We start from the raw sequence: 23,940 nt of genomic DNA, 5'->3' as shown, positions 1-23,940 counted from the left end.
TTCGAATTCGACTAATACAAGGACTCGCCCATGAAAGCGTTCGGCAAAATCCTGGGTCTGGTACTTCTCGGGCTGTTGCTGATCATTGTGGCGCTGGGCTTTGCCCTGACCCACTTCTTCGATCCCAACGACTACAAAGACGAGATTCGCCAGATTGCCCGCGACAAGGCCCACATCGAGCTGACGCTCAATGGCGATATCGGCTGGAGCCTGTTCCCCTGGCTGGGCCTGGAATTGCACGAAGCCAGTGTGGCGACCCTGGCCAAGCCCACCGAGCCGTTTGCTGACCTGCAGATGCTCGGTCTGTCGGTCCGTGTGATTCCGCTGCTGCGCCGCGAAGTGCAGATGAGCGATGTGCGCGTCGAAGGCCTGAACCTGCGCCTGAACCGCGACAAGGACGGCCACGGCAACTGGGAAGACATCGGCAAGGTGCCGGCGCCTGCGGCTGCGACGACCTCCACCACAACGCCCGCCACTACCGGCGAACCCGCGCCAACGACCACCGCCCAGGCCGAAAAACCGGCTCAGCCGGTCCGCCTGGACATCGACAGCCTGACCGTCAACAACGCCCGCGTTGAGTACAACGACGAGAAAACCGGCAAGCAGTTCAGCGCCGAAAGCATCCAGCTGAGTACCGGCCCGGTCCATGACTCAACCAACATCCCGGTCAAACTCACGGCGTTCCTGGGCACCAACCAACCAGTTCTGCGGGTGCGGACCGAGCTGGCTGGCGAGCTGCGCTTCGAGCGGGCGCTGCAACGCTACAAGTTCGAAGACATGAAACTCTCCGGCGAAGTCGCTGGCGATCCGCTGCAAGGCAAGACCATGACCTTCGCCGCTCAAGGTCAGTTGCTGTTGGACAAGGCCGCCAACGTCGCCGAATGGACTGGCATCAAGATCTCCGCCAACCAGTTGCGCGCCTTGGGTGAACTGAAAGCCAATGACCTCGACAAGACCCCGCAAATCAGCGGTGGCCTGTCGATTGCCCAATTCGATCTGGCGAAATTCGTCGACAGCATCGGCCAGAAACTCCCGGCGATGGCCGAAGGTAGCCTGAGCAAAGTTGAACTGGTCAGCCAGGTTGCCGGCACGCCGACCAGCCTGTCGCTCGATAACATCAACCTGAAACTTGACGACAGCAACTTCAGCGGCCGCATCGCCATTGAAGACTTCGCCAAGCAATCGCTGCGGGCAACCCTCAAGGCTGACACCTTCAACGTCGACCGTTACCTGCCGCCGAAATCCGCCGAAGCCAACAGCGCAACTCAGGTCCGCAAGGCCGAAGTGGCCAGCACCGAAGCCGATGCCCTGGCCGGCCCTGGCAGCACACCGCTGCCGCCATCACCGACCAAAGGCCCGTGGAGCAGCGACCGCTTGTTCCCGGTGGAGCGCCTGAGCAAACTCGACGTGGATGCCGACCTGACCTTCGGCCAACTGACCCTCGACAAACTGCCGATCCAGAACGCGGCGCTCAAGGCCAACGGCCAGGGCGGCTTGCTGACCCTGGAGAACCTGCGCGGCGATCTGTACGACGGTAACTTCGAAGCCAAGGGCACCCTGGATGTGCGCCAGCAAGTGCCGACACTGAACATGCAGACGCGCATCAACAACGTGCCGGTGGAGAAAATCCTCGAGGGCCAGGGGAAAAATCCACCGGTCAAAGGCCAGGTCACGCTCAACAGCACCCTGACCGGCAGTGGCAATAGCGAGAGCGCGCTGATCGACAGTCTCAACGGCAACGCCAGCTTCGTCATCAACAACGGCATGCTGCTCAATGCCAACCTTGAGCAACAACTGTGCAAAGGCATCGCCACCCTGAATCGCAAAACCCTCAGTGGCGAACCACGGGGCAAGGACACGCCCTTCGAGGAGCTCAAGGGCAACCTGACTTTGCGCAACGGCGTGGCCAATAACCCGGACCTGAAAGTGCGCGTCCCGGGCATGACCGTGAACGGTAACGGCGACATCGACCTGCGGGTGCTGGGCATGGATTACCGCCTGGGCATCATCGTCGAAGGCGACAAGAGCGACATGCCGGACCCGGCTTGTCAGGTCGGCGAGAAATTCGTCGGCATTGAATGGCCGCTGCGCTGCCGTGGCCCGCTGGAGCTGGGCGCCAAGGCTTGCCGCCTCGACAGCGAACGCATGAGCCAGGTCGCCAGCAAGCTGGCCGGCGAGCGCATCAGCGAAAAAATCGACGAGAAGCTTGGCGATAAAGTCAGCCCGGAACTGAAAAACGCGCTCAAGGGGCTGTTCAAGCGATGAGAGCCGAGCAGTTTTCAACGGCCGTGCTGGATTGGTACGACCGCCATGGCCGCCACGATTTGCCTTGGCAACAGGGCATCACCCCTTATCGGGTGTGGGTCTCGGAAATCATGTTGCAGCAGACCCAGGTCAGCACGGTGCTGAACTACTTCGACCGGTTCATGGCCTCGCTGCCAACCGTCGAAGCCCTGGCCGCAGCACCGGAAGACGAAGTACTGCACCTGTGGACCGGCCTCGGTTACTACACTCGCGCGCGCAACCTGCAAAAGACCGCGAAGATTGTGGTCGCCGAATATGGCGGCGAGTTTCCCCGTGATGTGGAAAAACTCACCGAGCTGCCGGGTATCGGCCTGTCCACCGCCGGGGCGATTGCCAGCCTGAGCATGGGTATCCGCGCGCCGATCCTCGACGGCAACGTCAAACGGGTGCTGGCGCGCTTTACTGCGCAAGAGGGTTATCCGGGCGAGCCGAAGGTCGCCAAACAGCTGTGGGCGAACGCTGAGCGCTTCACGCCACATGATCGGGTCAACGCCTACACCCAGGCGATGATGGATCTGGGCGCCACGCTCTGCACCCGCAGCAAGCCGAGCTGCCTGCTCTGCCCGCTGGAAAAGGGCTGCGAAGCACACATGCTCGGCCTGGAAACCCGCTACCCGATCCCCAAGCCACGCAAATCCGTGCCACAGAAGCGCACGCTGATGCCGATGCTCGCCAACGGCGACGGCGCGATTCTGCTTTACCGACGCCCTTCCACGGGCCTGTGGGGCGGTCTTTGGAGCCTGCCGGAACTCGACGACCTCGACGACCTGCAACATCTGGCTTCGCAGCACTCGCTGGAACTGGGCAGCCAGCAGGCACTGCCGAGCCTGGTGCACACCTTCAGCCACTTTCAATTATCCATCGAACCCTGGCTGGTGCAGGTCCAGGAGGCCGGCCATCACGTGGCCGAGGCCGACTGGCTCTGGTATAACCTCGCCACCCCGCCGCGCCTGGGCCTTGCCGCCCCGGTCAAAACCTTGCTCGAGCGCGCGGCCGCCGTATTGAACGCAGGAGAGTCGTCATGACCCGCACCATCATGTGCCGCAAGTACAAAGAAGAACTGCCCGCCCTGGAGCGCGCTCCATTCCCGGGTGCAAAAGGTCAGGACATTTTTGACCACGTCTCGGCCAAGGCCTGGGCCGACTGGCAGAAACACCAGACCCTGCTGATCAACGAAAAACGCCTGAACATGATGAACGCCGAAGACCGCAAATACCTTCAGGGTGAGATGGACAAATACTTTTCCGGCGAGGAATACGCCAAGGCTGAAGGCTACGTTCCGCCTGCTCAATAATTGATCAAAAACCGGGGTCGGCACGTAAGCGACGGTAATAATTAAATATTTTTTGAAAACTTGCTTGACGACCCCCTGAAAAACCCGTTTAATGCGCCCCGTTGCCCAGATAGCTCAGTCGGTAGAGCAGGGGATTGAAAATCCCCGTGTCGGCGGTTCGATTCCGTCTCTGGGCACCAAATACCGAAAACCCTGAATCGCAAGATTCAGGGTTTTTTTTATGCCTGCGATTTGATCGGACATCACGCAAGCCACCTCTCCTGACTAGTTTTGACCGCCCCAGTGGAAAACCAGATTGCGAGCGGCACCACTGCCTACATCCGCTGTATCACGCCGCACCTCACCTTTATGCGTGGCGACAACGGTGTACTTGCCGGCAGGCAGCTGAACGTAAACCAACGGTCCAGCCTCACTCAGTGTCAGCACGGTCTGCCCTGCGGCTTTCTGGATAACCAGATCCACATCGGGAACGTATTCGTCCTGAGGCCCGGTGGAGAATGTCATGTGCAGGTTGTAGCCCTTGGTTTGCTGAATGGCTTTAGCCTCGTCCTCTCCAATCCCCCCGGACAGGTAGGTAATCCCGTTTTGTTGTTGCTGCTGGACTTGCACGGCCGAGCTGTCAATTGGCTCAAGGCTGGCGGCGTTAAGCGCGATTGGCAACAGCAGTAGGCCGACAGCGGCGATGGGCAGCATGAATGAATGGACGTACTTCATGATGGCGACTCCCGGGTTACGTAGAACCCACTCGTTACTCCTTTTAGATTTATCGCCGAATACTCAAGTTTTAGATCGATTCGGAATTGGGTTCACTGCGAATCGGACTACACGATTTGCTCCTCAAGTACGAGCTGTAGTCGGTGGTGTCCTGCAAGACGAATCCGGTAATTCCTTCCGACTTATCAGCAGCGCCCGGCATCGCTGACTATCGCTCTCTTGCCATCCTCTTGCGCCTGTTCCCTCCAGATGCGGAAGATGTCATGAGCCTCCTCAAACCCGATAACACTCAAGATCCACAAATGGTTTCACTGCTCGGCAGTCTGGGCGAGCTGATCCGTGACGCGCGCCAAAAGGTGCTGCGCGCGGTCGATACCGTTCAGGTGCAAACCTGTTGGCAGATCGGCCGGCATATCGTGGAGTTCGAGCAGGAAGGGGCTCGGCGGGCGGCTTATGGCAAGCAGCTGCTGTCGACATTGGCGCATACACTGACAGCGGAGTTTGGGAAAGGCTTCGACGCCTCCAATCTCCGCTACATGCGCCAGTTCTATCAAGCATTCCCGATTCGTGACGCACTGCGTCACGAATTGAGCTGGACCCACTACCGCAGGCTGCTGCGAGTCGACAACGACAACGCTCGCCACTGGTACATGAACGAATCAGCACTCCAGAACTGGTCAAGTCGCGCCCTCGAGCGCCAGATCAACACCCTCTACTACGAACGCCTGCTGGCGAGCCGCGACCGGTCTGCCGTCAAACAGGAAGCCGCCACCAACATCCAGCAAATCAACGCCAGCCCTCGGGACTTTATCCGGGACCCCGTGCTACTGGAGTTTCTCGGCTTGCCCAATGCGGGCCTGAGCGAGGAGGAATCTCATGCAGAACTGAATCGGGAACGGGCGGTGCTTGAGGAACGGTTACTCAAGCGCCCCCGATAAGCGCGGGCAGATTGTTCATAAACGGCATGACGACTATGGTGAGTAACTCGTCGCAAAGGTTCAAAGCCGATGAACTTACAGGACATACCCTCACTGGCCCCGACGCAACTCGAGTTGCCGTTGCCCACCCGCACACCCGGCGAATCCTTCAAGGAACCCGCCGCCGATGGTTTCCTCCTTGGCGGCTTCACCTGGCGGCACACCCATCAAGACCCAACTCGCCCGGTGGTGATCATCAACGCCGCCACCTCTGTCCGTTGCCGGCACTATTCGCGCTTCGCCGATTACCTGTTCGCCAACGGCTTTGATGTGATCACTTATGACTACCGTGGCATCGGCGAGTCGCGTCCCGCATCGCTGAAAGGGCTCGAGGCCTCATGGTCCGACTGGGGCGCGCTGGATTTCGAGGCGATGCTGCAAAGAGCGCAACGCGAATTTGCGGGACAACCCATCAATGTCGTCGGCCACAGCTTCGGCGGCTGTGCTGCGGGGCTGGGGGCCTCCGGGCATTTGATCCGACGCCTGGTGACAGTGGGCGCGCAGTTCGCTTACTGGCGCGACTACGCCCCCGCTCATCGCTGGCGGATGTTCGCCAAGTGGCACGTGGTGATGCCGTTGATGACGATGCTTTGCGGCTACTTCCCCGGCAAACGCCTGGGTTGGCTCGAAGACACCCCCGCTGGCGTGGTTCGCGACTGGAGCACGCCCAGCAACCGATATGAGAAACGCCCCAGCGGTCGCCTCATCCACGCCAGAACCGGTCGACTGCCCTTCGCCAACGTCAGCGCACAAACCCTGGCCATCAGCCTCAGCGACGATCCCTACGGCACGATTCCAGCCATAGAACGCCTGCTTGGCTACTTCACCGGCAGTACAAATACCCACCTGAGAATCACACCTGAGGACATCGGCGAAGAAGAAGTCGGACATTTCGCCTTTTTTCGCAGCGCATACCAAGCCACACTATGGCCCATTGCATTGTCCTGGCTGCAGACCGGCGAGCTGGCCCCCGATACACCCGGGCGGCGAGTGCCACGCAACTGATTGATGCACCCTCTCAACGAAATACGGAACGACGCCCATGGCCTCCGCCAACAAGCAGAACAAACGCGCCTCCCGCGCCAAAGCCAAGGCCAAGCAGAACCGCACCCAGCGGGCCGCCGCGCCGGTCGAGCTGGACCCGAACGACGATCGCATCGACTTCGAATCGGTGGACCTGACCGAACTGTTCAAAAAAATGATCGACGCCGAAAAGTCCAGTCAGCAGGCCATGTGCACAGCCTTCCTTGAAGACCCGTTGCTGGAGCTGGTGTACGAACAGGAAGGCGAAGAAGGCGCGATGGACTTCATCCTCGCAGCGCTGATCGAATACCGCCAATGGTCCACCGAGACCGACGAGGCCGGTGCACTGGCGTGGATCGAATCACCGGCCTTCCAGGCTGATTACGTGGCGGCGTCCGACGCCATCGCGGCCCAAACCCAACAGAAAACCCACTGAGTTCCCATGGCATCCCTGAATAAGCAACAGAAACGCGCCAAACGCGCAAAGGCCAAAGCCAAACAGATCCGCATGGTCGGCAGAAAGCCTGCCGATCTGAACGATGACCTGGGTGAGATCGGCGAGCCGATCCCGGAATACACCCTGGCGATGTTCAGCAAAATGCGTGACGCCGAAGCCACCAGCCGCAACGACATGCTGCTGACCTTGCTGTCGAACCTCGCCGGCATCATCAGCGACCATCCAGAACTGCTGGACATGGAAAACGCCGACAACGAAGCCATGGCCGCCACGCACCTGGCCGCCGACATGCTGATCGACTACCGCATGTGGGCCGATGGCATGGACCGCGATGCCGCCCAGGCCTGGCTGACCGATCCGCAATTCATCACCGACTTTGGCGATGCACTGGACAGTTATCGTCAGTCGCTGGATGCGCAGGAAGAAAAGGGCGAGTAAACATCCCCTCAGAAACAAAAACGGCCGCTTGTCATCACTGACAGCGGCCGTTTTTCGTTACGCGGTACGAATCAGTTCAGCACCACCGCGCCCAGTTTCTGCAGCTTGCGACGGCGAGCCACAATCAAACCGGCTGCCACCACCAACACGCTCAGCAAGCCAGTTGCGAGGATCTCCACGCGATGCGCTTCCTGGAACAACATAATGGTCAGGGCCGCGATGATGAATACGATCACCGCGTAGGTCAGGCCCGGGAACAGCCACATGCTGAAGGCGATTTTTTCACCGCGAGCCATGCGCTGTTTGCGCATACGCAGTTGCGAAAACGCGATCACCAGGTACACCAGCAACGCGATGGCGCCAGAACTGGCCAGCAGGAACTCGAACACGGCAGCCGGGGCCACGTAGTTGGCGAAGACTGCAAGGAATGCCGCAGCGGTCGACAGCATCACGGCCCAATAAGGCGTGCCGCTGCTATTGGTGCGCTGGGAAACGGCCGGCGCATCGCCGCGCTTGCCCAACGAGAACATCATGCGCGAAGCGGTGTAGAGCGCGGAGTTCAGGCAGCTGGTGACCGCAACCAGAACCACGATATCAACGATCAGCTTGGCATTCGGGATACCCATGCGCTCAAGCACAGTCTGGTAAGAACCAACACTGGCGAGAATCGGGTCGTTCCATGGCACCAAGGCCACAACGATGAAGATGGAGACGAGGTAGAACAAGCCAATCCGCCAGATGACCGAGTTGGTGGCCTTGGAGATCTGCTGGCCAGGGTTCTTCGATTCCGCGGCCGCGATGGTCACGATCTCGGTGCCCATGAAGGAAAACATGGTGGTCAAGATAGCGCCCAGCACCGCGCCCATGCCGTTTGGCAGGAAGCCTTGAGTGTCGAACAGGTGCGACACGCCGCTGACCTGACTTGTTGGCAAGAAGCCAAAGATCGCCAGAATGCCCAGACCGATAAAGCCGATGATCGCAACGACTTTGACCAGGGCGAACCAGAACTCGAACTCGCCGTAGTTCTTCACGCTGAACAGGTTGGTCACTGTCAGCAGTAACGTGATAACCAAGGTGAAGGCCCAGATCGCCACGTTCGGGAACCAGGCATGCAGAATGGTCGCGGCAGCGTTAGCCTCCAGCGGGATCACCAAAACCCAGAACCACCAGTAGAGCCAGCCGATGGTGAAACCGGCCCAGTGACCGATCGCACGATCGGCATACGTCGAGAAGGAGCCTGTATCTGGCGATGCAACGGCCATCTCGCCGAGCATGCGCATGACCAGAACCACCAGCGCACCGGCGGCAGCGTAGGCCAACAGCACGGCCGGGCCTGCAGCGGCGATGGCGTGGCCGGAGCCGACGAACAGGCCGGCACCGATAACCCCGGCGATCGACAGCATGGTCACATGACGCGGTTTGAGCCCCTGTTCAAGGCCATTGGAGCTTTGGGAACTGCTCATTAAAACTACCTTTGTAAGGAAAAGCGGAAGCGTGCATCCCGTTTGGCGTTCCTTCTCGTAAAAAGAAACCAACAGGGCGTTTCGTATTCTGCACGCAATAATTGCGCCAAAATGTTGCAAACTCCTCAACCTCGGGGCTCTCAGCCTGACCGGGTAGTTATCGCAAGTCATTGAGATTAATGGCAATTCGCCAGAGCGTTACCTGGCGACCCACTTTAGTAACGAAACAGCGCACCAGAAACACACCCCGGAATCACCCCTCGCACAATAAAAGTGCGGATCAGGAACGTTTGGCCGGTTAACGCTTCCAACACCCCGCCAAAGCTGGCAACATCGCGCCCTTTTTTACGGGCAGCCGCACCCCATCGGGTTCAAACGGCTGTTCGGTTGATAGCAGCGCGACAGTCTGCTGTACCGATGCGACAACCTGCCACACGCCATCCGTTTACCGTCCCGAGCGCTGTTGGCTGCCATTCGAACGCTATGCTAGCTTGGCCGCCTCGCCAGGAAGGCGACCAACAGCAGGAGCGCAACACACTATGAGGAACGCACATGGCTGAGGCCACGCCCGCGCTTGAAATCCGCAACTTGCACAAACGCTACGGACAGCTTGAGGTGCTCAAAGGCATCTCGCTGACCGCCCGCGACGGCGACGTGATCTCGATCCTGGGCTCCTCCGGTTCCGGCAAGTCCACGTTCCTGCGTTGCATCAACCTGCTGGAAAACCCGCACCAGGGCCAGATCCTGGTGGCTGGCGAAGAACTCAAGCTCAAGCCCGCCAAGAACGGCGAATTGGTCGCTGCCGACGGCAAGCAGATCAATCGCCTGCGCAGCGAGATCGGTTTTGTGTTTCAAAACTTTAATCTCTGGCCGCACATGAGCGTGCTCGACAACATCATCGAGGCCCCGCGCCGCGTGCTCGGCCAGAGCAAGGCCGAGGCCATCGAAGTCGCCGAAGCCCTGCTGGCCAAGGTCGGCATCGCTGACAAGCGCCACGCCTACCCCGCGCAACTCTCCGGCGGCCAGCAGCAACGCGCGGCCATCGCCCGTACCCTGGCGATGCAGCCCAAGGTGATTCTGTTCGACGAACCCACCTCCGCCCTTGACCCGGAAATGGTCCAGGAAGTACTTAATGTCATCCGCGCATTGGCCGAAGAAGGCCGCACCATGCTGCTCGTGACCCATGAAATGGGCTTCGCCCGTCAGGTTTCCAGCGAAGTGGTGTTCCTCCACCAAGGCTTGGTAGAAGAACAAGGATCGCCGCAGCAGGTGTTCGAAAACCCGCTTTCGGCGCGCTGCAAACAATTCATGTCCAGCAACCGCTAACGGAGCTACCCGCATGCAGAACTACAAAAAGATCTTCCTGGCTGCGGCCGTCACCCTGGCCTTCAGCGCCGGTGCCGTCGCCGAGACCTTGAAGATGGGCATCGAAGCGGCCTACCCGCCGTTCAACAATAAAGATGCCAGTGGCAATGTCGTCGGCTTCGACAAAGACATCGGCGACGCCTTGTGCGCCAAGATGAAAGTCGAGTGCACCGTGGTCACCTCCGATTGGGACGGCATCATCCCGGCCCTGAACGCCAAGAAGTTCGACTTCCTGATCTCCTCGATGTCGATCACCGATGAGCGCAAGCAAGCGGTGGACTTCACCGCACCGTACTACTCCAACAAACTGCAGTTCATTGCCAAAAAAGACGTCGACTTCAAGACCGACAAGGCTTCGCTGCAAGGCAAGGTGATCGGCGCCCAACGCGCGACCCTGGCCGGCACCTGGCTGGAAGACAACATGGAAGGCGTCGAAGTCAAACTCTACGACACCCAGGAAAACGCTTACCTGGACCTGACTTCCGGTCGTCTGGACGGCATCCTGGCCGACAAGTACGTCAACTATGAATGGCTGAAAAGCGACGCAGGCCGCGCTTACGAATTCAAGGGCGACCCGGTGGAAGAAAGCGACAAGATCGGTATCGCCGTTCGCAAGAACGACCCGATCCGCGAAAAGCTGAACGCTGCGCTGAAAGAAATCGTCGCTGACGGCACCTACAAAAAGATCAACGACAAGTACTTCCCGTTCAGCATCTATTGATTCTGACCTGCCTGACCGGCGCCGTTCGCTGACGGCGCCAGTCCTTGGCATTGCCTGCCGCGATTTGAAAAGAAATCCATGATTATCGACCTCTACGGATTCGGCCCGGCGCTCGCCGCTGGCGCACTGATGACTGTGAAACTGGCACTCTCGGCCTTGTGCCTGGGGCTGGTGCTCGGTCTGCTCGGCGCCTTGGCCAAGACTTCCCCGTACAAGCCGCTGCAATGGCTTGGCGGCACTTATTCAACGCTGGTTCGCGGCATCCCGGAATTGCTCTGGGTGCTGTTGATCTACTTCGGCACAGTCAACCTGATGCGTGCGCTGGGTGAGTTCTTCGGCAACCCCGAGCTCGAACTCAACGCCTTTGCCGCCGGCGTGATTGCGCTGGGGCTGTGTTTCGGCGCCTATGCCACGGAAGTGTTTCGCGGGGCGATTCTGGCGATTCCCAAAGGTCACCGTGAAGCCGGTGTGGCCCTGGGCCTGTCGAAATTTCGCATCTTCACCAAGCTGATCATGCCGCAGATGTGGCGCATCGCCCTACCGGGCCTGGGCAATCTGTTCATGATTCTGATGAAAGACACTGCGCTGGTATCGGTCATCGGCCTTGAAGAAATCATGCGTCACGCGCAAATCGGCGTGACCGTGTCCAAGCAACCGTTCACCTTCTATATGGTGGCCGCCTTTATGTACCTGGGCCTGACCATTCTGGCCATGACCGGCATGCACTTCATGGAACGACGCGCCGCTCGCGGCTTTGCGAGGAGCACCCAATGAATTGGGAAGTCATCATCAAGTGGCTGCCGAAACTGGCTCAGGGCGCGACACTGACCCTGGAACTGGTGGCCATCGCCGTGATCGCCGGGTTGCTGCTGGCGATTCCGCTGGGCATCGCTCGCTCGTCTCGACTCTGGTACGTGCGGGCATTCCCCTACGGCTACATCTTCTTTTTCCGTGGCACGCCGCTGCTGGTTCAGCTGTTTCTGGTCTACTACGGGCTGGCGCAGTTCGACGCGGTGCGTAACAGCTCGATGTGGCCGTACCTGCGCGATCCATTCTGGTGCGCCACCGTAACCATGACCCTGCACACCGCCGCCTACATCGCCGAGATCCTGCGCGGCGCGATCCAGGCGATTCCACCGGGCGAGATCGAAGCGGCGCGGGCGTTGGGCATGTCCCGGGCCAAGGCGTTGTTCTACATCATGCTGCCCCGTGCCGCGCGTATCGGCCTGCCGGCGTACAGCAACGAAGTGATCCTGATGCTCAAGGCCAGTGCCCTGGCCAGTACCGTGACCCTGCTGGAGCTGACCGGCATGGCCCGCACCATCATTGCCCGCACCTACCTGCCGGTTGAGATCTTCTTCGCCGCGGGCATGTTCTATCTGCTGATGGCTTACGTGCTGGTGCGCGGCTTCAAGCTGCTGGAGCGCTGGTTGCGCGTCGATGCCTGCCAAGGGCGCTGATGCCTGCGTGCTGACGGGCGAGACCCTACTCGCCCGCTTCGCTGCGCTGGATGCTTTTCTGATCGAGCATCAGGCGCTGTGGAAGCCCCGACCGTTTACCCATCTGCAACTACCCTGGGAAGCGTCCTACCCGGAACTGGCGTTGTGGCTACGCGGGCGGTCGCTGGAAGATGCGGAAAACAGTCATAACCAGCCTGGCTGGCTCGATGCGCCGGAGCCGTTTGCTTCATTGGCAGCGATGTCTCTTGAGCTGAGTGCGGTAGGTGAATTGCCGGCTCGTGCACTCGAAGCGGCGGGCCATCGGTTGAATGTGGATGTGCCGGGGCGCAAGTGGCAGCAGATTGAAGCGTTCGCCGGCTGCTTGCAGTTTGCCCGTGCACCGACGCATTGGCTGGACTGGTGTTCGGGCAAGGGCCATTTGGGGCGACGCCTGCTACAAATCGGTCAACAATTGACCTGCCTGGAATACGACCCGACGCTGGTCGCCAGCGGCCAGGCACTCAGCCAGCGCCATCAAATGCATGCGCTGCATGTCGAACAGGATGTACTCGCGCCTGGCGCAGCACCCTTATTGAATGCCGATCACACACCCGTAGCGCTGCACGCTTGCGGGGATCTGCATGTGCGACTGATCCAGCTCGCCAGCGCCGCCGGTTGCAAACAACTGGCCATCGCACCGTGCTGCTACAACCGGATCAGTCTGAACACCTATCGGCCACTTTCCTGTGCGGCTGAGCGCTCCGACCTACACCTTTCCCTCGATGATCTTGCGCTGCCGATGAGCGAAACCGTCACCGCTGGCGCTCGCGTCCGACGCCAGCGCGACACCTCCATGGCCCGGCGCCTGGGGTTCGACCTGCTGCAACGGCAACTTCGCGGTGTCGACGACTACCTGCCCACCCCTTCCCTGCCCAGCGCCTGGCTGGACAAACCCTTCTCCGATTACTGCCGCGATCTGGCCGCACTCAAAGACTTATCCACAGTCCGCACGCCAGATTGGGCCGCACTGGAAGCCGCCGGTTGGCAGCGACTGGCCGAAGTGCGCAACCTGGAGCTGCTGCGAGGCCTTTTCCGACGGCCTCTGGAGCTGTGGCTGGTACTCGATCGGGCACTTTTCCTCATTGAGCAGGGTTATGTCGTTCGTCTCGGCACCTTCTGCGAATCCCCACTCACACCGCGCAATTTCCTGCTCCTGGCAGAGCGCCCTTAAACAGCCGCAACCTGTGGATAACTCTGTTGATGGAATTATCGTGGATCCAATATCCACGCTGTTTTACGCCTAAAACACTACTGGTCATTTTTTGTTCACAAAAATAAAAAACCCGTAAAACAGGTATTTGCGGACAAATGAGAACGAGTCCACAAAAGCGCAATGATCAAGCAGATTCCGCCAGCCCGTTGTGCATAAGCATTAAATCAAAACGACATAACCGCCGAATTCCGGACATCACGGGCGGAAAATTGCGCCTTGTAATCCCCCTTGCTATACACGCATACGAAGGCGCCGACAGTGCGGCCAAGAACAAGAAAAATCTTCGACCGTGACGTTCTGCAGAGGCCATCAATTCAGCCACCCCGTCACCAACGCCGAAAACCACCTCGCCGCCGCCCTGCAACGCGCTGAACACGCCGAAGTGCAACTGCGGGCTATGCAAAACAGCCGAGCCCGGCGCACCCTGCAGAAACTCAAGAAAGTACTGCATCGCGCCTGACCGAAAGCCTGCGCAAAAATAGTCTGAATTCAGGGGTTTACAGAACCAACCCAATCGCTATAATCGTCGCCCTGACACGCCGGTATAGCTCAGATGGTAGAGCAACTGACTTGTAATCAGTAGGTCCCGGGTTCGATTCCTGGTGCCGGCACCATACAAAACAAAGGCTTGCAGCGATGCAGGCCTTTGTTGTTTTTAGAAAGCGTAATAAGCAAGCTCGCCCGTATCGCATGATTCGCTCCACCTAGAAAGGAGCTTCATCCTACGGATGACGAAAACTCAAAGGGTAGGCCGCCCTGCGGACCTAGAGGTTGGGAACCACCATGGTTAGTCAGGAAAATTCTGTGGGTTTTCGTTGGGATTGGAAATTTATCGTCGGCTCCCTCTTGACTATTGGTGGGTTAGCGATCCCCGTTTACCTCTGGCAGGTTGATCTGAGCTCGCATTCGCTATCACTTAAACTTGTGTCATCTTCAGCGTTACAGCCCGCATCGAGCAATCAATTCCAGGACCTTCAGATCACCCTGAACGGCGCGAGGATTTCCTCCCCATACATTTCATCATTCGAAATGATCAACACCGGGTCAAAGCCAATTCTGAGTTCCGATTTTGAATCTCCTATCGAGGTACTGGGAGATGGCAACGTTCAATTGATAAGCGCTCAAGTCACGGGAACGGATCCAAAGGGAATCCCCGTTAAGCTTTCTATTGAGTCCAATCGCATGGTCATCGCACCATTTCTTTCTAACCCCAATGACGTCATATCGTTCTCCGTTATCACTGGCGACGAGCCGCCGATTTTTAAAGTGAAGGCCCGCATAGCGGGCATTAGGGAGCTTGCGTTAGAAGACTCTTCGGTGAAAAAGGGACGAGCATCCAAACTGGTCATTTGCTCGTTTTTCGCGATCATTGGACTTTTCCTTTACCTCCGGTTTGCGCACGCTGCGGTTTTGCTTCGGAGGGTCACTATTCACCGACCTACCTGTGTAATGATCTGCTTGATGACCGGTGTCGGATCGGCAATCTTCACGGGCAAAGCGCTCGATGAACTGAGCCTCTTCTACGGCATTTCGATTGATCCAAAACTAGAACTGCCTGTTTTGGCCGTGTTGTTCTTTATGATCTGGATCCCCTACGTGAGATGGTGGACACGTGAGCGCAACCGCCAAACTGACCGACATTTGCTATAACCTCTCCTTCAATTAGCTTCCCAAGCTGATAACGAGGGTTCGATTCCCTTCACCCTCTCCACTATTTTCAAGGCCTCCAGCAGTGCATGTACATGACTGCAATCAGTTGGGGGCCGTTTTGGGGGCCACTTCGTGATTTCTCCCATCCCCACCATCGGATGCACCAGGAGCTGCCTAGCGCCTGCGAGTGTCGCCCCCCGTCAGAGTCACCGGCCGAGAGATTGAATTGAATTTTCCGGTTTGGATTTGAAATGACTAATAAAGGTATTTTTTATCTTTATCTTTATCCATCCCATATAGATCAAGGCTTTCAGAACTTTCAAGAAACCCATTTTTTAGGCCACCCCAGCTATTTACGGGGCTATCAGGAAAACTATTCCGCAGCCCATCTCAAACTATTGATCTATATAGTTTTTTTATTTGATTGCCTTTTTAAATAGCCCACCTGCCTTCCTCATCGCCATGTATCAAAGCCACGTCCCTCGCGGGCTGCAGAGCATCCATCTCGCGATCTCGCGATTGGTGGCGAAAAATAGCCACTTTGAACAGCCTCCTGAGATCCGGCAGTAAAATTTTGCGACGTGATGCTGATTCCTTCACAGGCGCTGTCTATGCTTGGGCTTTCTCGAAAGGAGTCGACACTATGCCGAGCGATTATTCACTGTCGGATGTACTGGAAAGGCTGTACGAAAACCAGCAGGCAGTGGAGGCAGCCGTTATGGAGTTGACACTGCAGATTGAGAAGCAAGGGGCACGGGAAGTGGACGGAAATGTTCGTGGGGCACTGTGGACCATGGGTGAAAACGCTGGCCATATCAGACAAGGCCTGGCCCGACTGAAGAAACTGGGCATCGGTTAACCGGCATGGCGTTCGCCACGGCAGAGTGTATTTTCCTAGCTTCTGAGCGAAGTGACACCACCCGTGCTATACCCATAACGTCAGGGCGCAACCTCTAATTGACGTTCGACATGGCCCTTCGTCTGAAAAATTGAGCCTTCACCCGCTCTACCTTGACTAAATAAAGACCAAGGCCATAATCCGCCCCCGATGGCATGCCAATGGATGGCCCAAGAGAGGTGACACTGTGATATTCAGCGTACAAAAAGTAGCCCACATGGCGGCTTTCTTTTTGGCTCGCCGTGAGGGACCAATGTCCCATCTGAAGTTGATCAAGCTGATGTACTTGGCTGACCGGCTCAGCATGGAGCGATATGACGCTCCGATGTCCGACGATGCTCAATACAGCATGAAGAATGGACCAATCCTGTCCAACACTCTGAATCTTCTCCGTGGGATCACACGGGATGAAGTTTGGAGCGATCTCATCAGTCCCGTTGATCACAATCAAGTACAGCTCAATCGAGATTTTGATTGGGATGAGCTTGATGAACTGTCCCGTGGTGAACTGGTAATTCTGGATGAAGTGTTTGCAAGGTTCGGGCGGATGAAGCGGTGGGAGCTTGTCAACTACACCCACACGCTACCCGAATGGGTTGATCCAGGAGCGTCATGTATTCCTATTGATGCTGCAGTGACCTTCCAAGCGCTTGGTTCCTCCGAGGAGTTAGCTCGGGACAAGAGCGCCACTCTGGCTGCACGAAGAAGACTCGGTCAAAAACTATCTGAGATGAGTTGATGCCAGGACCAGGGAGCGTATTTCAGCAAGGAACGCTGTTCATTCTGACTGGACCTGTCCCGCATCTTCATGTCGTGATGAACAATCCTGTCTTCTGCGGTGAAATCGGGGAAATGAGCGTACTTGTGGTCAATGTCTCCTCTGTTCAACAGGGTGCATTCCACGATCCCGCTTGCGTGCTTCATCCGGGATGCCACCCTTTTATTAGCAGAGCCAGCTGGGTAGTTTATAGAGGAGCTACGGTCCTGAAAGTACCGAGGCTGGAGGCGCAAATCGCTTCTGGCGATGTTCGTCCCGATCATCCCGTCTCTCGACTTGTTTACGATCAAGTTCGGTCAGGTTTCGACGTGTCGGATCTTGTGGCTGCGAAAATCGCACGCTACCTTCGTAGGCACGGCATCTAGCCTCAGCTTGCTCACCGACTGATCCAATCTCCGTCCGAAAAAGATCGTGCGTGTTTTTGAAAACACACCGAAACCCGTATTTTCAAAGTTTTCGCTCAGCAAAACCGGGACCTCCAGCGCTTCCCCTTCCATGACCGCCCCTGCGTTGCTATGCAACCGCGCTGCATTTCCTTTCAAAACCTTGCACCAAATGAAGTGGCTGATTCCCCTGCAAAGCCCACGGCCCTTCTGAGTTGCAGGATCGTTTGCACTAGATCGGGATTTGCATAAAAAACGGATGCAAAGCCCGTTGGCGGGAGGGGGATAAGTGCTTTTTTCCGAAGTTTTTCTTGCTCATGCCCTTTTACCTCTCCCAAAGCGAAGAGCCATGCGGCTTTTGAAGAATTCGACCTTGCATCTGAATACAGACCTACGCCCGAGCGCATCAAGACAATGAGTGCTATATGAGATAGCATTCTGCCAAACGGTTCCGAGTCTTTCTGATTGGAACATCGTAAGGGATGGTGAAGGAGCACTGATGGGCGGTATCGCACGACCAAAACCGTCTATTGTCGACAGTTACAAGAAACACAAGGTCGAGGGTGGAAGGCAGTACTATTTTGACCCCAATGAGCAGCGCTTTTACTCATGGGACTCTCTCCATGGTGAGTTTGAGGTATTTGACAAGCGCGGTAATCACTTGGGCTCGGTATGTCCCAAAACGGGAATAACCTTGAAACCACCCGTCAGAGGACGGCGGTTTAACCCAAACTAGGGGATCACTATGAACTTTATTAAACTTTGCCTAAACGGCGACGTGCTGAGCGACGAGATTGATGATTTCGTTCAAGACTGGCATGACGGCAAGGCCGGTGAGGACCAGGAGCTTCACGAGTTTCTCGGTATGACTTGGCAAGAATATTCGGTTTGGGCGACCAATCCGTCGATGCTTTCATACATTTTATCTGCTCGAAAAAATGGCATTAGCTTTGAAGAAGAGCTCAGCCGTGACCGGTTCTCGTTAGCTGCTCGCGCCGCGTCCCCTTTAGAAGCTAAACGTGTCATGGAGTGGTTACAGCAAGAGGAAGCTGGTTGATGTACCCAGAGGAGAAGATGGCGGCAAGGGTACTTAAAAGAAAAGGACTTACCCCTCCTTACAACCTGATTGACCTAGCGAATAGCTATGGTGAGTTGAGATACAGAAGCTTTCCTTTCAAAGCCGACGGAATAACAGTCGGCATTGGCGAACAAGCTCGACCAACCATATATATCAATAGCGATTGCCCTGAGACTCGGCAGCGCTTTACACTTGCTCACGAAGTTGGCCACATAATTATTCCCTGGCATACAGGAACTGTTGTTTCGCATCTCGAACCTGGTTCCGATGATGATGAATATTGGCTAATGGAGCAACAAGCCAATAGATTTGCAGCAGAGCTTCTAATGCCGACAGAGTGGCTAAAGCAGATTTATGCGGAATCAGCTTCAGTAGAAAAATTCTTCAGAAGAGTATTATTAGATACCGGAGCTTCGAAAGAAGCAGTTTTTTATAAAATTTTCAAAGACTTAGATGCGCCTGTTGCATGTGCTCGTCTCGATGAGGTTTTCGGGACGATATCGCAGTTAAAACGAACCAGATTCGCCCCGCATGATGACAAAAGCACTCTTCCTGGGGAAATCTATAACGATATAGATCACGAGTTTGAGGAGTTCCTTATAGATGGAAAGGCATTCTGCGCCTGGACTCTCAAAGGAAAAGAAATTCTAGAGCTGGACCCTCGAACTTGGCGAGAACTTCTGAAGCAGATGCTAGACGATACGAATCTGCAATCCAAACTTGGCAGCATCAACTCAATCATGTCAGCAGCTTTCGATAAATCAAAACATCTTGCAGAGACTGACATCTGCGGAGGCGTGATTAGATCTTTCAGATCGAGGGATGGGTTACCCGGTCTTAAAGAACATGAGCTTTTCGAACAGTATGTCATCAAGCGGGTTAAAGAACTGAAACTGCGTAGTCAGAAGGGGCGCTAAGCTTAGTCCGCCAAAATAATTGGTTTGAGCTCAGCGGATAACAAAGATGTTTGTGCTGCTTGGGTGGCAAAGGCAGTTGAATTATTCGGTATAGGTGTAGCGCCATGTACATGTCCCGCCAGTTGAGTGTTCATCTCCTGCACCACGTCCATCAGGTCGCATAGAATTTGCAGTACGTTGGTTCGTTCCGAGCCTAGCCAGGTTTTGGGCGCCACCAGGCGTTGGCTGACCGTCACTAGGTTTTCGCGCAAGCCTAGTATTCGCTCCTGCATATCGCCACCCACAGTCGTGTTGTACTTCTGCCCCACGACCAAGTTCAAATCCCGGCCGGTCGCCTGGTGCAGATCATCCACCGCCGCCAAACTCGCGGTTCCGCCTGACAGCAGCTTGAGCGCGCCCAGCGCCTCGATCTTTTTCGCACCTCCCACCGTCTCGGTCGAATGGTCATCAACCGCCCGCGTGTGGCTCTGGTACTGCTCGCGGTTGTCCAAGGCTTCAACCTCGCGCTCGATCGCCTGATCCCGGATCTTGCCGTCGGTCTGCCGCAGCCAATTGCCGTCGGCATCGACGCGCTGCTGGGCGGCGTCGCTGTGCTGCCACACCTGGTCACCTTTCGGCACCTTGGGCATGCTCAGGCCGTGGGGCAAGATCGATTGAATGTAGGGCTTGTTCGGCAGACCGTAGGCGAAACACACCACCACCCGCGTGCCTTCCTCTGGAAAAGCGTAAATGCCCATTTCCTCGCCACCGGTGGGTAGTGGCAGCGGGACACCGGTCAGCGGCGGTATGGCCGGATCTGGCTCGTCGTCCGGGCCGAGAACAACGATGTCCACCGCGTAGCGCGGGCGGAAGTCGTCGCAGATCCCGGCGTCCGCCGGCGCATCGGCCACGGCGGTGACCTGGGCGAAGCGCGGCAAGTGGTAAAAGTAATGGACGTACTAATCGATCGCGCAACTGCACGCGGACGTCTGGCACGCAATGAGCCGGGAGGCTGCCCCGAGTATCTGGCTAGCGTGATGGAGTTGGCATACCTGTGCTGGCTGCGCGGCATCGAGGTCGTGACCCTAACGGACGCAAACGAGCTGCCAGAAGGGATTCTGACCAATCGACGCAAAGGCAGTCGGGACAATATTGTTCGATGGACGCCGCGACTGCGTGCCGTATGGGAGGGTGCCAAAGCGTTGCGCGCACGAGTTTGGGAACGCCGGAAAACACCAGTCCCGATCGCAGCGTCAAAGCGCTTTATCATCGTGGCCAGCCACGGGGCCCCCTCCGAAAAACCAGCCTCGATACCGCTTGGCAGCGCTTCATCACATTGGCGATCGCGGACGGAAACATAGATCCAGAAGACCGCTTTGCTTTGCACGATCTGAAGCGGCGCGGCATCACCGACACGACCGGCACCAGAGCAGACAAACAGGAAGCCAGTGGCCACCGCGACGCGAAGATGATGGACGTCTACGATCACAGTGTCCCGGTCGTATCACCATCAGCGGAATAGAAGACGATCAAATATCACTCTGTCAGCTTCTGCCTCTTGATTTTCAACCGTGCCCTATTCTCAGAATTGGACATTATTCGGCTAAGCAGGGAACACAGCGATGGCAAAGGAAATGTCCACTGAAGATAACAATCCATCTTCCCAGAGTAGGGATAATTTCAGTGGGAAAACCAGAAGTGCGCTCGCCCTAAGGGCTGCGCACCGCTGTGCGTTTAGAGGCTGTGGAATTGCAACGGAAGGCCCGAGCGATGCAGGAGCAAGTAAACATGTCAGCATCGGTGTAGCTGCTCATATCGAAGCAGCTGCGCGTGGTGGGCCCCGATACAACGAAAACATGACCCCCGAACAGCGCGGAGATATCAGCAACGGGATCTGGCTCTGCCAGACCCACAGCAGGATTATCGATTCAAATGCTGCGGCGTACCCTCCACTGCTTTTGCAACAGATGAAGGCCGAGCATGAGCAACGAATCAGCATCGAAATGACATCCATGCGCGCCGGATCGACCTGCTACGACTTCGTAGCGCTTGGCCCTTCGATTGTCTTCGTAGGTGAACTGATCGCAATTGAAAAGCAAGCATGGAGCTTCAGAGTTGAGCATTTCGTAATTGGCGATCTGGGAGAGCTTGTCAGGTACATCGAAGGATTCCCGACAGTCGATCCTTACGACAGGTTCGTACTTGTAAATGATCTAGGTGACGGACGAGAACTTGACGAGCCACCAACATGGTCGAAGGCAAGAAACGAATGCGTAATTACAACTCAAGTGAAAGCGAGCGCGAAGAGGCTTGACGTGCACCGCCTTCCAATCGATCTAGCCCTAGGGGATGACCATGATTTGGTTTTCCGGAACGGGGATCTCGCCACAGTTCAGGGTTTAGATTCACTCCCTCAAAAACTCAAATTATGCCTTTCATCTAACAAAGGGGATTACTGGGCGGATCCTACATTTGGTACCAGGATTCGGGAGTACATGACTAACTTTCTCGGATCACCATGGCTGCCTCGCTTGATCAAACTCGAGACTATCCGAATGGCCTCTATCCCATTTAACGATGCAGGGTCTCAGGAGAAGCCAGCGACCCCTCTGTGGTGCGTTCGGAAAGTCATGGCTGTGGATCAGGTCGACCTAAAAGGCAATGCCGGATGGTTTGTTTTTCACCTCAAGCTCGACGTGGAAGGTCTAGGTGAGTGGGACGGTGAAATCCCGATTTTCATTTCCAATGACCTGTGTGCCTCCGCTGACCATCACACGTAACAAGGAGCCACGTGCGGTGTCCCGCTGGGATTTTGCAAACCTAATGACGTAACAAAATTGGCTGTAACTAATTGATTTATATGTTTAAAGCACCTTCCTTGTAATCAGTAGGTCCCGGGTTCGATTCCTGGTGCCGGCACCATACAAAACGAAGCCCTCGCAGAAATGCGAGGGCTTTGTTGTTTCTGGCATCTATAAAAACTGCCCTTGTAGATACCGTCTTAACCCTCCCCTGCGCCAAATCTACCTGCACACCGCCCCATCACAATTTCACTTCAGCGCTAAGCACTTAACTGCCTAATCCAGTCAAGGCTCGCCACGGTAGAACCGGAAGGCCGGTATTCACACCCGATCCATCCTGTGTAGCCACGCTGCTGCAGCGCTGCGAACAAGGCTGCAAAGTCGATGCTCCCCGTTCCCGGCTCGTGGCGCCCCGGGCAGTCGGCAATTTGCACATGAACTGTTCTGTCGTAAAACCGAGCCAGAATATCTGCTGCGTCTCCAGTCAGAAGCTGGGCATGGTAAAGATCGAGGATCAGCCCGACACTCGGGAAGGTTTCCAGCACTTGTTGCGCCTTGCTGAAGTCAGCCATGTAATAGCCCGGCATCTCCTGCGCACAAATTACTTCGATAAGCGGCCGCAAACCCTGATCCTCGAAGTACTTGACGGCATACTCCAGGTTGCTCCCGAAGACACGCCCTGCGTCATCCTGCGTCGTAACACCAGACATAATATGGACATCCGAACATGCCAGCGCCTTTGCATAGCTGGCGGCCCGGAGCAATCCGTTGCGAAACTCTTCCTCCTTGCCCTGCAAGGCAGCGATGCCTTTGGTAACGCCAGCCGGTGCAGCGAATTGAATCAACGGCAGACTGTATTGAGCCAGATGGTCGGCCAAGAGACTCGCGTCGAACTCATAGGGCGATGGGAACTCTACCGCCCGAAAACCAGCTGCAGCGGCGGCTTCGATGCGTTGCAGAAAAGGCAATTCATTGAATTGGAAACCGAGATGAGCATTGAACTTGAGCATTGGGTAAACATCCATCCTGGGAAGAAAATCATCAGCCTGGAGCATCCTTCGCAGCTCCAGCGCTGCACTATAGGTTGATGTTGTCAGCATGCTCAAATCGTGCGGGTCTTTTTTGCTCAAACCTGGGATATGACGATTTCCATTTAGGAAAATAACGTTGTCCCTTTTCCACTTCTCAGAGGCCATTGCTCCCGGACGCCGCTCCTGCCTCGTGCCCTTTGCCGAGAAAAGGGGCGGTCTCCACTTCCAGCATCAGCAACACCATTTCCGTCAACTCGGCGTCGGACTTCTGTCCCGCATAGAGGTCATGGAGTGCTTTGGCGAAGGGAATGCGCAGGTCTTGGTTTTCTTCGCGGGCGGTATCGCTGTATTGCATTAGTTCGCTGATGGCTCGCAATACAGCCGCTTGCCACCGAGCGGTGGTCCTGGGACCATCGCTGGTGATTGCAATCAACTTATCCTTCGTCAGCTGGCGAAGGGCAGGTTCTCGCAACGGCTTATGCTGCTTTGGGTTGCGAGTGATCTTTGACATACCGGACGATACTCAGCGTTTCCTGCCGGAACTGCTCGTAGTCGATCTGCTGGGCGTTAATAAAGGTGCTGCCCATCATGGTCAGCGAGCCCATAAAGCTGGCTTCGGAAATTTCCTCATCGCTCGCGCCAAACAAGCGCGCGGCTTCGGTATGGAACAGGGCGCAATACTTGCAACGGGTCGCCCCGGATACCGCCAGACCTATCAACTCCTTGTACTTATTAGGAATCTTGGTATCTGCCAGCCAGAAATCCCGGGCTACGCCCCAGAATCCGATCGCGCCGCCTTCCGGCATCTGCTTGATCCACTCCGGAACCAGACCCAGGGTCTGTTCAATTTCCTGATAGGTATCACGAATGGCCATTTGACACCTCCTTATCTCTGTAGAGACATCTTCTATAGAGATATAACTAGTTTAGTTCGCTGGCGGCCATGCCAGAGCCGGC

At 56.5% G+C, this 23,940-nt stretch carries 24 protein-coding genes, 2 tRNA genes and 3 pseudogenes; 23 read left to right on the top strand and 6 right to left on the bottom strand.

The window, feature by feature from the left end; genetic code table 11:
* Positions 1-30 precede the first annotated feature (30 nt).
* The 4 genes from LOY36_RS01510 (at position 31) to LOY36_RS01495 (ending at position 3,777) form a co-directional block, all read left to right on the top strand.
* Positions 31-2,265: an AsmA family protein gene (locus LOY36_RS01510; protein ID WP_258672031.1), complete on the top strand. Its 2,235-nt coding sequence runs from the start codon at positions 31-33 to the stop codon at positions 2,263-2,265.
* The gene (gene mutY / locus LOY36_RS01505; RefSeq protein WP_019651458.1) at positions 2,262-3,329 is read left to right on the top strand and encodes an A/G-specific adenine glycosylase; all 1,068 of its coding nucleotides are present in this window, start codon (positions 2,262-2,264) and stop codon (positions 3,327-3,329) included. Before LOY36_RS01510 ends, mutY begins: the two co-directional genes overlap by 4 nt.
* Complete coding sequence (locus tag LOY36_RS01500) at positions 3,326-3,598, top strand: oxidative damage protection protein (RefSeq protein ID WP_018929219.1); 273 nt, start codon at positions 3,326-3,328, stop codon at positions 3,596-3,598. The genes mutY and LOY36_RS01500 overlap by 4 nt, the downstream gene beginning before the upstream one ends.
* A 103-nt stretch (positions 3,599-3,701) precedes the next feature.
* Positions 3,702-3,777, top strand: a tRNA-Phe gene (locus LOY36_RS01495).
* Positions 3,778-3,862: 85 nt separating this feature from the next.
* Here the strand turns inward: LOY36_RS01495 and LOY36_RS01490 are convergent.
* On the bottom strand, positions 3,863-4,312 hold the full coding sequence (locus LOY36_RS01490; protein WP_019651459.1) for a hypothetical protein: 450 nt from the start codon (positions 4,310-4,312) through the stop codon (positions 3,863-3,865).
* 263 nt (positions 4,313-4,575) lie between these two features.
* On the opposite strand from LOY36_RS01490, the pseudogene LOY36_RS01485 reads away from it, so the two are divergent.
* From LOY36_RS01485 to LOY36_RS01470, 4 genes and pseudogenes are all read left to right on the top strand, one after another.
* Positions 4,576-5,226 (top strand): annotated as a pseudogene (locus tag LOY36_RS01485) (DUF1016 N-terminal domain-containing protein); the annotation flags it as partial.
* Between the two features lie 93 nt (positions 5,227-5,319).
* Positions 5,320-6,294: an alpha/beta fold hydrolase gene (locus LOY36_RS01480; RefSeq protein ID WP_258672029.1), complete on the top strand. Its 975-nt coding sequence runs from the start codon at positions 5,320-5,322 to the stop codon at positions 6,292-6,294.
* 37 nt (positions 6,295-6,331) lie between these two features.
* Positions 6,332-6,748 carry a hypothetical protein gene (locus tag LOY36_RS01475; protein ID WP_019581792.1) on the top strand — a complete coding sequence of 139 codons (417 nt, stop codon included), beginning with the start codon at positions 6,332-6,334 and terminating at the stop codon, positions 6,746-6,748.
* 6 nt (positions 6,749-6,754) lie between these two features.
* Complete coding sequence (locus LOY36_RS01470; RefSeq protein ID WP_019651463.1) at positions 6,755-7,207, top strand: hypothetical protein; 453 nt, start codon at positions 6,755-6,757, stop codon at positions 7,205-7,207.
* Between the two features lie 71 nt (positions 7,208-7,278).
* On the opposite strand, the gene gabP is transcribed toward LOY36_RS01470, so the two are convergent.
* Entirely contained in the window at positions 7,279-8,670 is a 1,392-nt protein-coding gene (gabP, locus tag LOY36_RS01465; protein WP_258672026.1) for a GABA permease, read from the bottom strand.
* A 552-nt stretch (positions 8,671-9,222) separates the two neighbouring features.
* Here gabP and LOY36_RS01460 point away from each other — a divergent pair.
* From LOY36_RS01460 to LOY36_RS01400, 13 genes and pseudogenes are all read left to right on the top strand, one after another.
* The gene (locus tag LOY36_RS01460; RefSeq protein ID WP_007939465.1) at positions 9,223-9,996 is read left to right on the top strand and encodes an ABC transporter ATP-binding protein; all 774 of its coding nucleotides are present in this window, start codon (positions 9,223-9,225) and stop codon (positions 9,994-9,996) included.
* 13 nt (positions 9,997-10,009) lie between these two features.
* Positions 10,010-10,756 carry an ABC transporter substrate-binding protein gene (locus LOY36_RS01455; protein ID WP_019651466.1) on the top strand — a complete coding sequence of 249 codons (747 nt, stop codon included), beginning with the start codon at positions 10,010-10,012 and terminating at the stop codon, positions 10,754-10,756.
* Between the two features lie 78 nt (positions 10,757-10,834).
* Positions 10,835-11,530, top strand: a complete 696-nt coding sequence (locus LOY36_RS01450) for an ABC transporter permease (protein WP_007939468.1) — start codon at positions 10,835-10,837, stop codon at positions 11,528-11,530.
* Complete coding sequence (locus LOY36_RS01445) at positions 11,527-12,216, top strand: ABC transporter permease (protein WP_258672023.1); 690 nt, start codon at positions 11,527-11,529, stop codon at positions 12,214-12,216. The genes LOY36_RS01450 and LOY36_RS01445 overlap by 4 nt, the downstream gene beginning before the upstream one ends.
* Positions 12,197-13,426: an SAM-dependent methyltransferase gene (locus tag LOY36_RS01440; RefSeq protein WP_258672019.1), complete on the top strand. Its 1,230-nt coding sequence runs from the start codon at positions 12,197-12,199 to the stop codon at positions 13,424-13,426. Before LOY36_RS01445 ends, LOY36_RS01440 begins: the two co-directional genes overlap by 20 nt.
* A gap of 337 nt (positions 13,427-13,763) precedes the next feature.
* Positions 13,764-13,928 (top strand): annotated as a pseudogene (locus LOY36_RS01435) (FkbM family methyltransferase); the annotation flags it as partial.
* A 78-nt stretch (positions 13,929-14,006) separates the two neighbouring features.
* Positions 14,007-14,082 (top strand) — tRNA-Thr (locus LOY36_RS01430).
* Between the two features lie 169 nt (positions 14,083-14,251).
* The gene (locus LOY36_RS01425; RefSeq protein ID WP_258672014.1) at positions 14,252-15,118 is read left to right on the top strand and encodes a hypothetical protein; all 867 of its coding nucleotides are present in this window, start codon (positions 14,252-14,254) and stop codon (positions 15,116-15,118) included.
* A gap of 643 nt (positions 15,119-15,761) precedes the next feature.
* Positions 15,762-15,977 carry a hypothetical protein gene (locus tag LOY36_RS01420; protein WP_258672013.1) on the top strand — a complete coding sequence of 72 codons (216 nt, stop codon included), beginning with the start codon at positions 15,762-15,764 and terminating at the stop codon, positions 15,975-15,977.
* 292 nt (positions 15,978-16,269) lie between these two features.
* Positions 16,270-16,755 (top strand): Panacea domain-containing protein, encoded by a 486-nt coding sequence (locus tag LOY36_RS01415; RefSeq protein WP_258672012.1) that lies wholly within the window; start codon positions 16,270-16,272, stop codon positions 16,753-16,755.
* 921 nt (positions 16,756-17,676) lie between these two features.
* Positions 17,677-17,913 carry a colicin E3/pyocin S6 family cytotoxin gene (locus LOY36_RS01410; RefSeq protein ID WP_258672010.1) on the top strand — a complete coding sequence of 79 codons (237 nt, stop codon included), beginning with the start codon at positions 17,677-17,679 and terminating at the stop codon, positions 17,911-17,913.
* 9 nt (positions 17,914-17,922) lie between these two features.
* Positions 17,923-18,234, top strand: a complete 312-nt coding sequence (locus LOY36_RS01405) for a hypothetical protein (protein WP_258672009.1) — start codon at positions 17,923-17,925, stop codon at positions 18,232-18,234.
* Positions 18,234-19,172, top strand: a complete 939-nt coding sequence (locus LOY36_RS01400) for an ImmA/IrrE family metallo-endopeptidase (RefSeq protein WP_258672008.1) — start codon at positions 18,234-18,236, stop codon at positions 19,170-19,172. Before LOY36_RS01405 ends, LOY36_RS01400 begins: the two co-directional genes overlap by 1 nt.
* Before the next feature lie 2 nt (positions 19,173-19,174).
* On the opposite strand, the gene LOY36_RS01395 is transcribed toward LOY36_RS01400, so the two are convergent.
* On the bottom strand, positions 19,175-20,062 hold the full coding sequence (locus LOY36_RS01395; RefSeq protein ID WP_258672007.1) for a hypothetical protein: 888 nt from the start codon (positions 20,060-20,062) through the stop codon (positions 19,175-19,177).
* Positions 20,063-20,098: 36 nt separating this feature from the next.
* Between LOY36_RS01395 and LOY36_RS01390 the strand changes: the two are divergent.
* A pseudogene (locus tag LOY36_RS01390) lies at positions 20,099-20,673 on the top strand (integrase); the annotation flags it as partial.
* A 100-nt stretch (positions 20,674-20,773) separates the two neighbouring features.
* Positions 20,774-21,931, top strand: coding sequence for a hypothetical protein (locus tag LOY36_RS01385; protein ID WP_258672006.1), 1,158 nt, complete (start codon positions 20,774-20,776; stop codon positions 21,929-21,931).
* Between the two features lie 281 nt (positions 21,932-22,212).
* On the opposite strand, the gene LOY36_RS01380 is transcribed toward LOY36_RS01385, so the two are convergent.
* The 3 genes from LOY36_RS01380 to LOY36_RS01370 all read right to left on the bottom strand — a co-directional run bounded on the left by LOY36_RS01380 (position 22,213) and on the right by LOY36_RS01370 (position 23,858).
* Entirely contained in the window at positions 22,213-22,962 is a 750-nt protein-coding gene (locus LOY36_RS01380; protein ID WP_026286657.1) for a hydroxypyruvate isomerase family protein, read from the bottom strand.
* Positions 22,963-23,137: 175 nt separating this feature from the next.
* On the bottom strand, positions 23,138-23,494 hold the full coding sequence (locus LOY36_RS01375) for a hypothetical protein (protein ID WP_258672005.1): 357 nt from the start codon (positions 23,492-23,494) through the stop codon (positions 23,138-23,140).
* Positions 23,460-23,858 (bottom strand): carboxymuconolactone decarboxylase family protein, encoded by a 399-nt coding sequence (locus LOY36_RS01370; protein ID WP_007939479.1) that lies wholly within the window; start codon positions 23,856-23,858, stop codon positions 23,460-23,462. The genes LOY36_RS01375 and LOY36_RS01370 overlap by 35 nt, the downstream gene beginning before the upstream one ends.
* Positions 23,859-23,940: the final 82 nt, after the last annotated feature.

It is taken from the genome of Pseudomonas sp. B21-019 (assembly GCF_024749225.1).
GTDB lineage: Bacteria > Pseudomonadota > Gammaproteobacteria > Pseudomonadales > Pseudomonadaceae > Aquipseudomonas.
This window is presented reverse-complemented; position numbering and strand designations above follow the sequence as displayed.

Bases quoted from the DNA above. Each gene is read 5' to 3' on its own strand.
- LOY36_RS01415 (WP_258672012.1), top strand. From the start codon at position 16,270: ATGTCCCATCTGAAGTTGATCAAGCTGATGTACTTGGCTGACCGGCTC.
- LOY36_RS01400 (WP_258672008.1), top strand. From the start codon at position 18,234: ATGTACCCAGAGGAGAAGATGGCGGCAAGGGTACTTAAAAGAAAAGGA.
- LOY36_RS01480 (WP_258672029.1), top strand. From the start codon at position 5,320: ATGAACTTACAGGACATACCCTCACTGGCCCCGACGCAACTCGAGTTG.
- LOY36_RS01500 (WP_018929219.1), top strand. From the start codon at position 3,326: ATGACCCGCACCATCATGTGCCGCAAGTACAAAGAAGAACTGCCCGCC.
- gabP (WP_258672026.1), bottom strand. From the start codon at position 8,670: ATGAGCAGTTCCCAAAGCTCCAATGGCCTTGAACAGGGGCTCAAACCG.
- LOY36_RS01410 (WP_258672010.1), top strand. From the start codon at position 17,677: ATGGGCGGTATCGCACGACCAAAACCGTCTATTGTCGACAGTTACAAG.
- LOY36_RS01490 (WP_019651459.1), bottom strand. From the start codon at position 4,312: ATGAAGTACGTCCATTCATTCATGCTGCCCATCGCCGCTGTCGGCCTA.
- LOY36_RS01450 (WP_007939468.1), top strand. From the start codon at position 10,835: ATGATTATCGACCTCTACGGATTCGGCCCGGCGCTCGCCGCTGGCGCA.
- LOY36_RS01455 (WP_019651466.1), top strand. From the start codon at position 10,010: ATGCAGAACTACAAAAAGATCTTCCTGGCTGCGGCCGTCACCCTGGCC.
- LOY36_RS01385 (WP_258672006.1), top strand. From the start codon at position 20,774: ATGGCAAAGGAAATGTCCACTGAAGATAACAATCCATCTTCCCAGAGT.
- LOY36_RS01460 (WP_007939465.1), top strand. From the start codon at position 9,223: ATGGCTGAGGCCACGCCCGCGCTTGAAATCCGCAACTTGCACAAACGC.
- LOY36_RS01370 (WP_007939479.1), bottom strand. From the start codon at position 23,858: ATGGCCATTCGTGATACCTATCAGGAAATTGAACAGACCCTGGGTCTG.
- LOY36_RS01475 (WP_019581792.1), top strand. From the start codon at position 6,332: ATGGCCTCCGCCAACAAGCAGAACAAACGCGCCTCCCGCGCCAAAGCC.
- mutY (WP_019651458.1), top strand. From the start codon at position 2,262: ATGAGAGCCGAGCAGTTTTCAACGGCCGTGCTGGATTGGTACGACCGC.
- LOY36_RS01440 (WP_258672019.1), top strand. From the start codon at position 12,197: ATGCCTGCCAAGGGCGCTGATGCCTGCGTGCTGACGGGCGAGACCCTA.
- LOY36_RS01425 (WP_258672014.1), top strand. From the start codon at position 14,252: ATGGTTAGTCAGGAAAATTCTGTGGGTTTTCGTTGGGATTGGAAATTT.
- LOY36_RS01420 (WP_258672013.1), top strand. From the start codon at position 15,762: ATGCCGAGCGATTATTCACTGTCGGATGTACTGGAAAGGCTGTACGAA.
- LOY36_RS01380 (WP_026286657.1), bottom strand. From the start codon at position 22,962: ATGCTCAAGTTCAATGCTCATCTCGGTTTCCAATTCAATGAATTGCCT.
- LOY36_RS01470 (WP_019651463.1), top strand. From the start codon at position 6,755: ATGGCATCCCTGAATAAGCAACAGAAACGCGCCAAACGCGCAAAGGCC.
- LOY36_RS01445 (WP_258672023.1), top strand. From the start codon at position 11,527: ATGAATTGGGAAGTCATCATCAAGTGGCTGCCGAAACTGGCTCAGGGC.
- LOY36_RS01510 (WP_258672031.1), top strand. From the start codon at position 31: ATGAAAGCGTTCGGCAAAATCCTGGGTCTGGTACTTCTCGGGCTGTTG.
- LOY36_RS01375 (WP_258672005.1), bottom strand. From the start codon at position 23,494: ATGTCAAAGATCACTCGCAACCCAAAGCAGCATAAGCCGTTGCGAGAA.
- LOY36_RS01405 (WP_258672009.1), top strand. From the start codon at position 17,923: ATGAACTTTATTAAACTTTGCCTAAACGGCGACGTGCTGAGCGACGAG.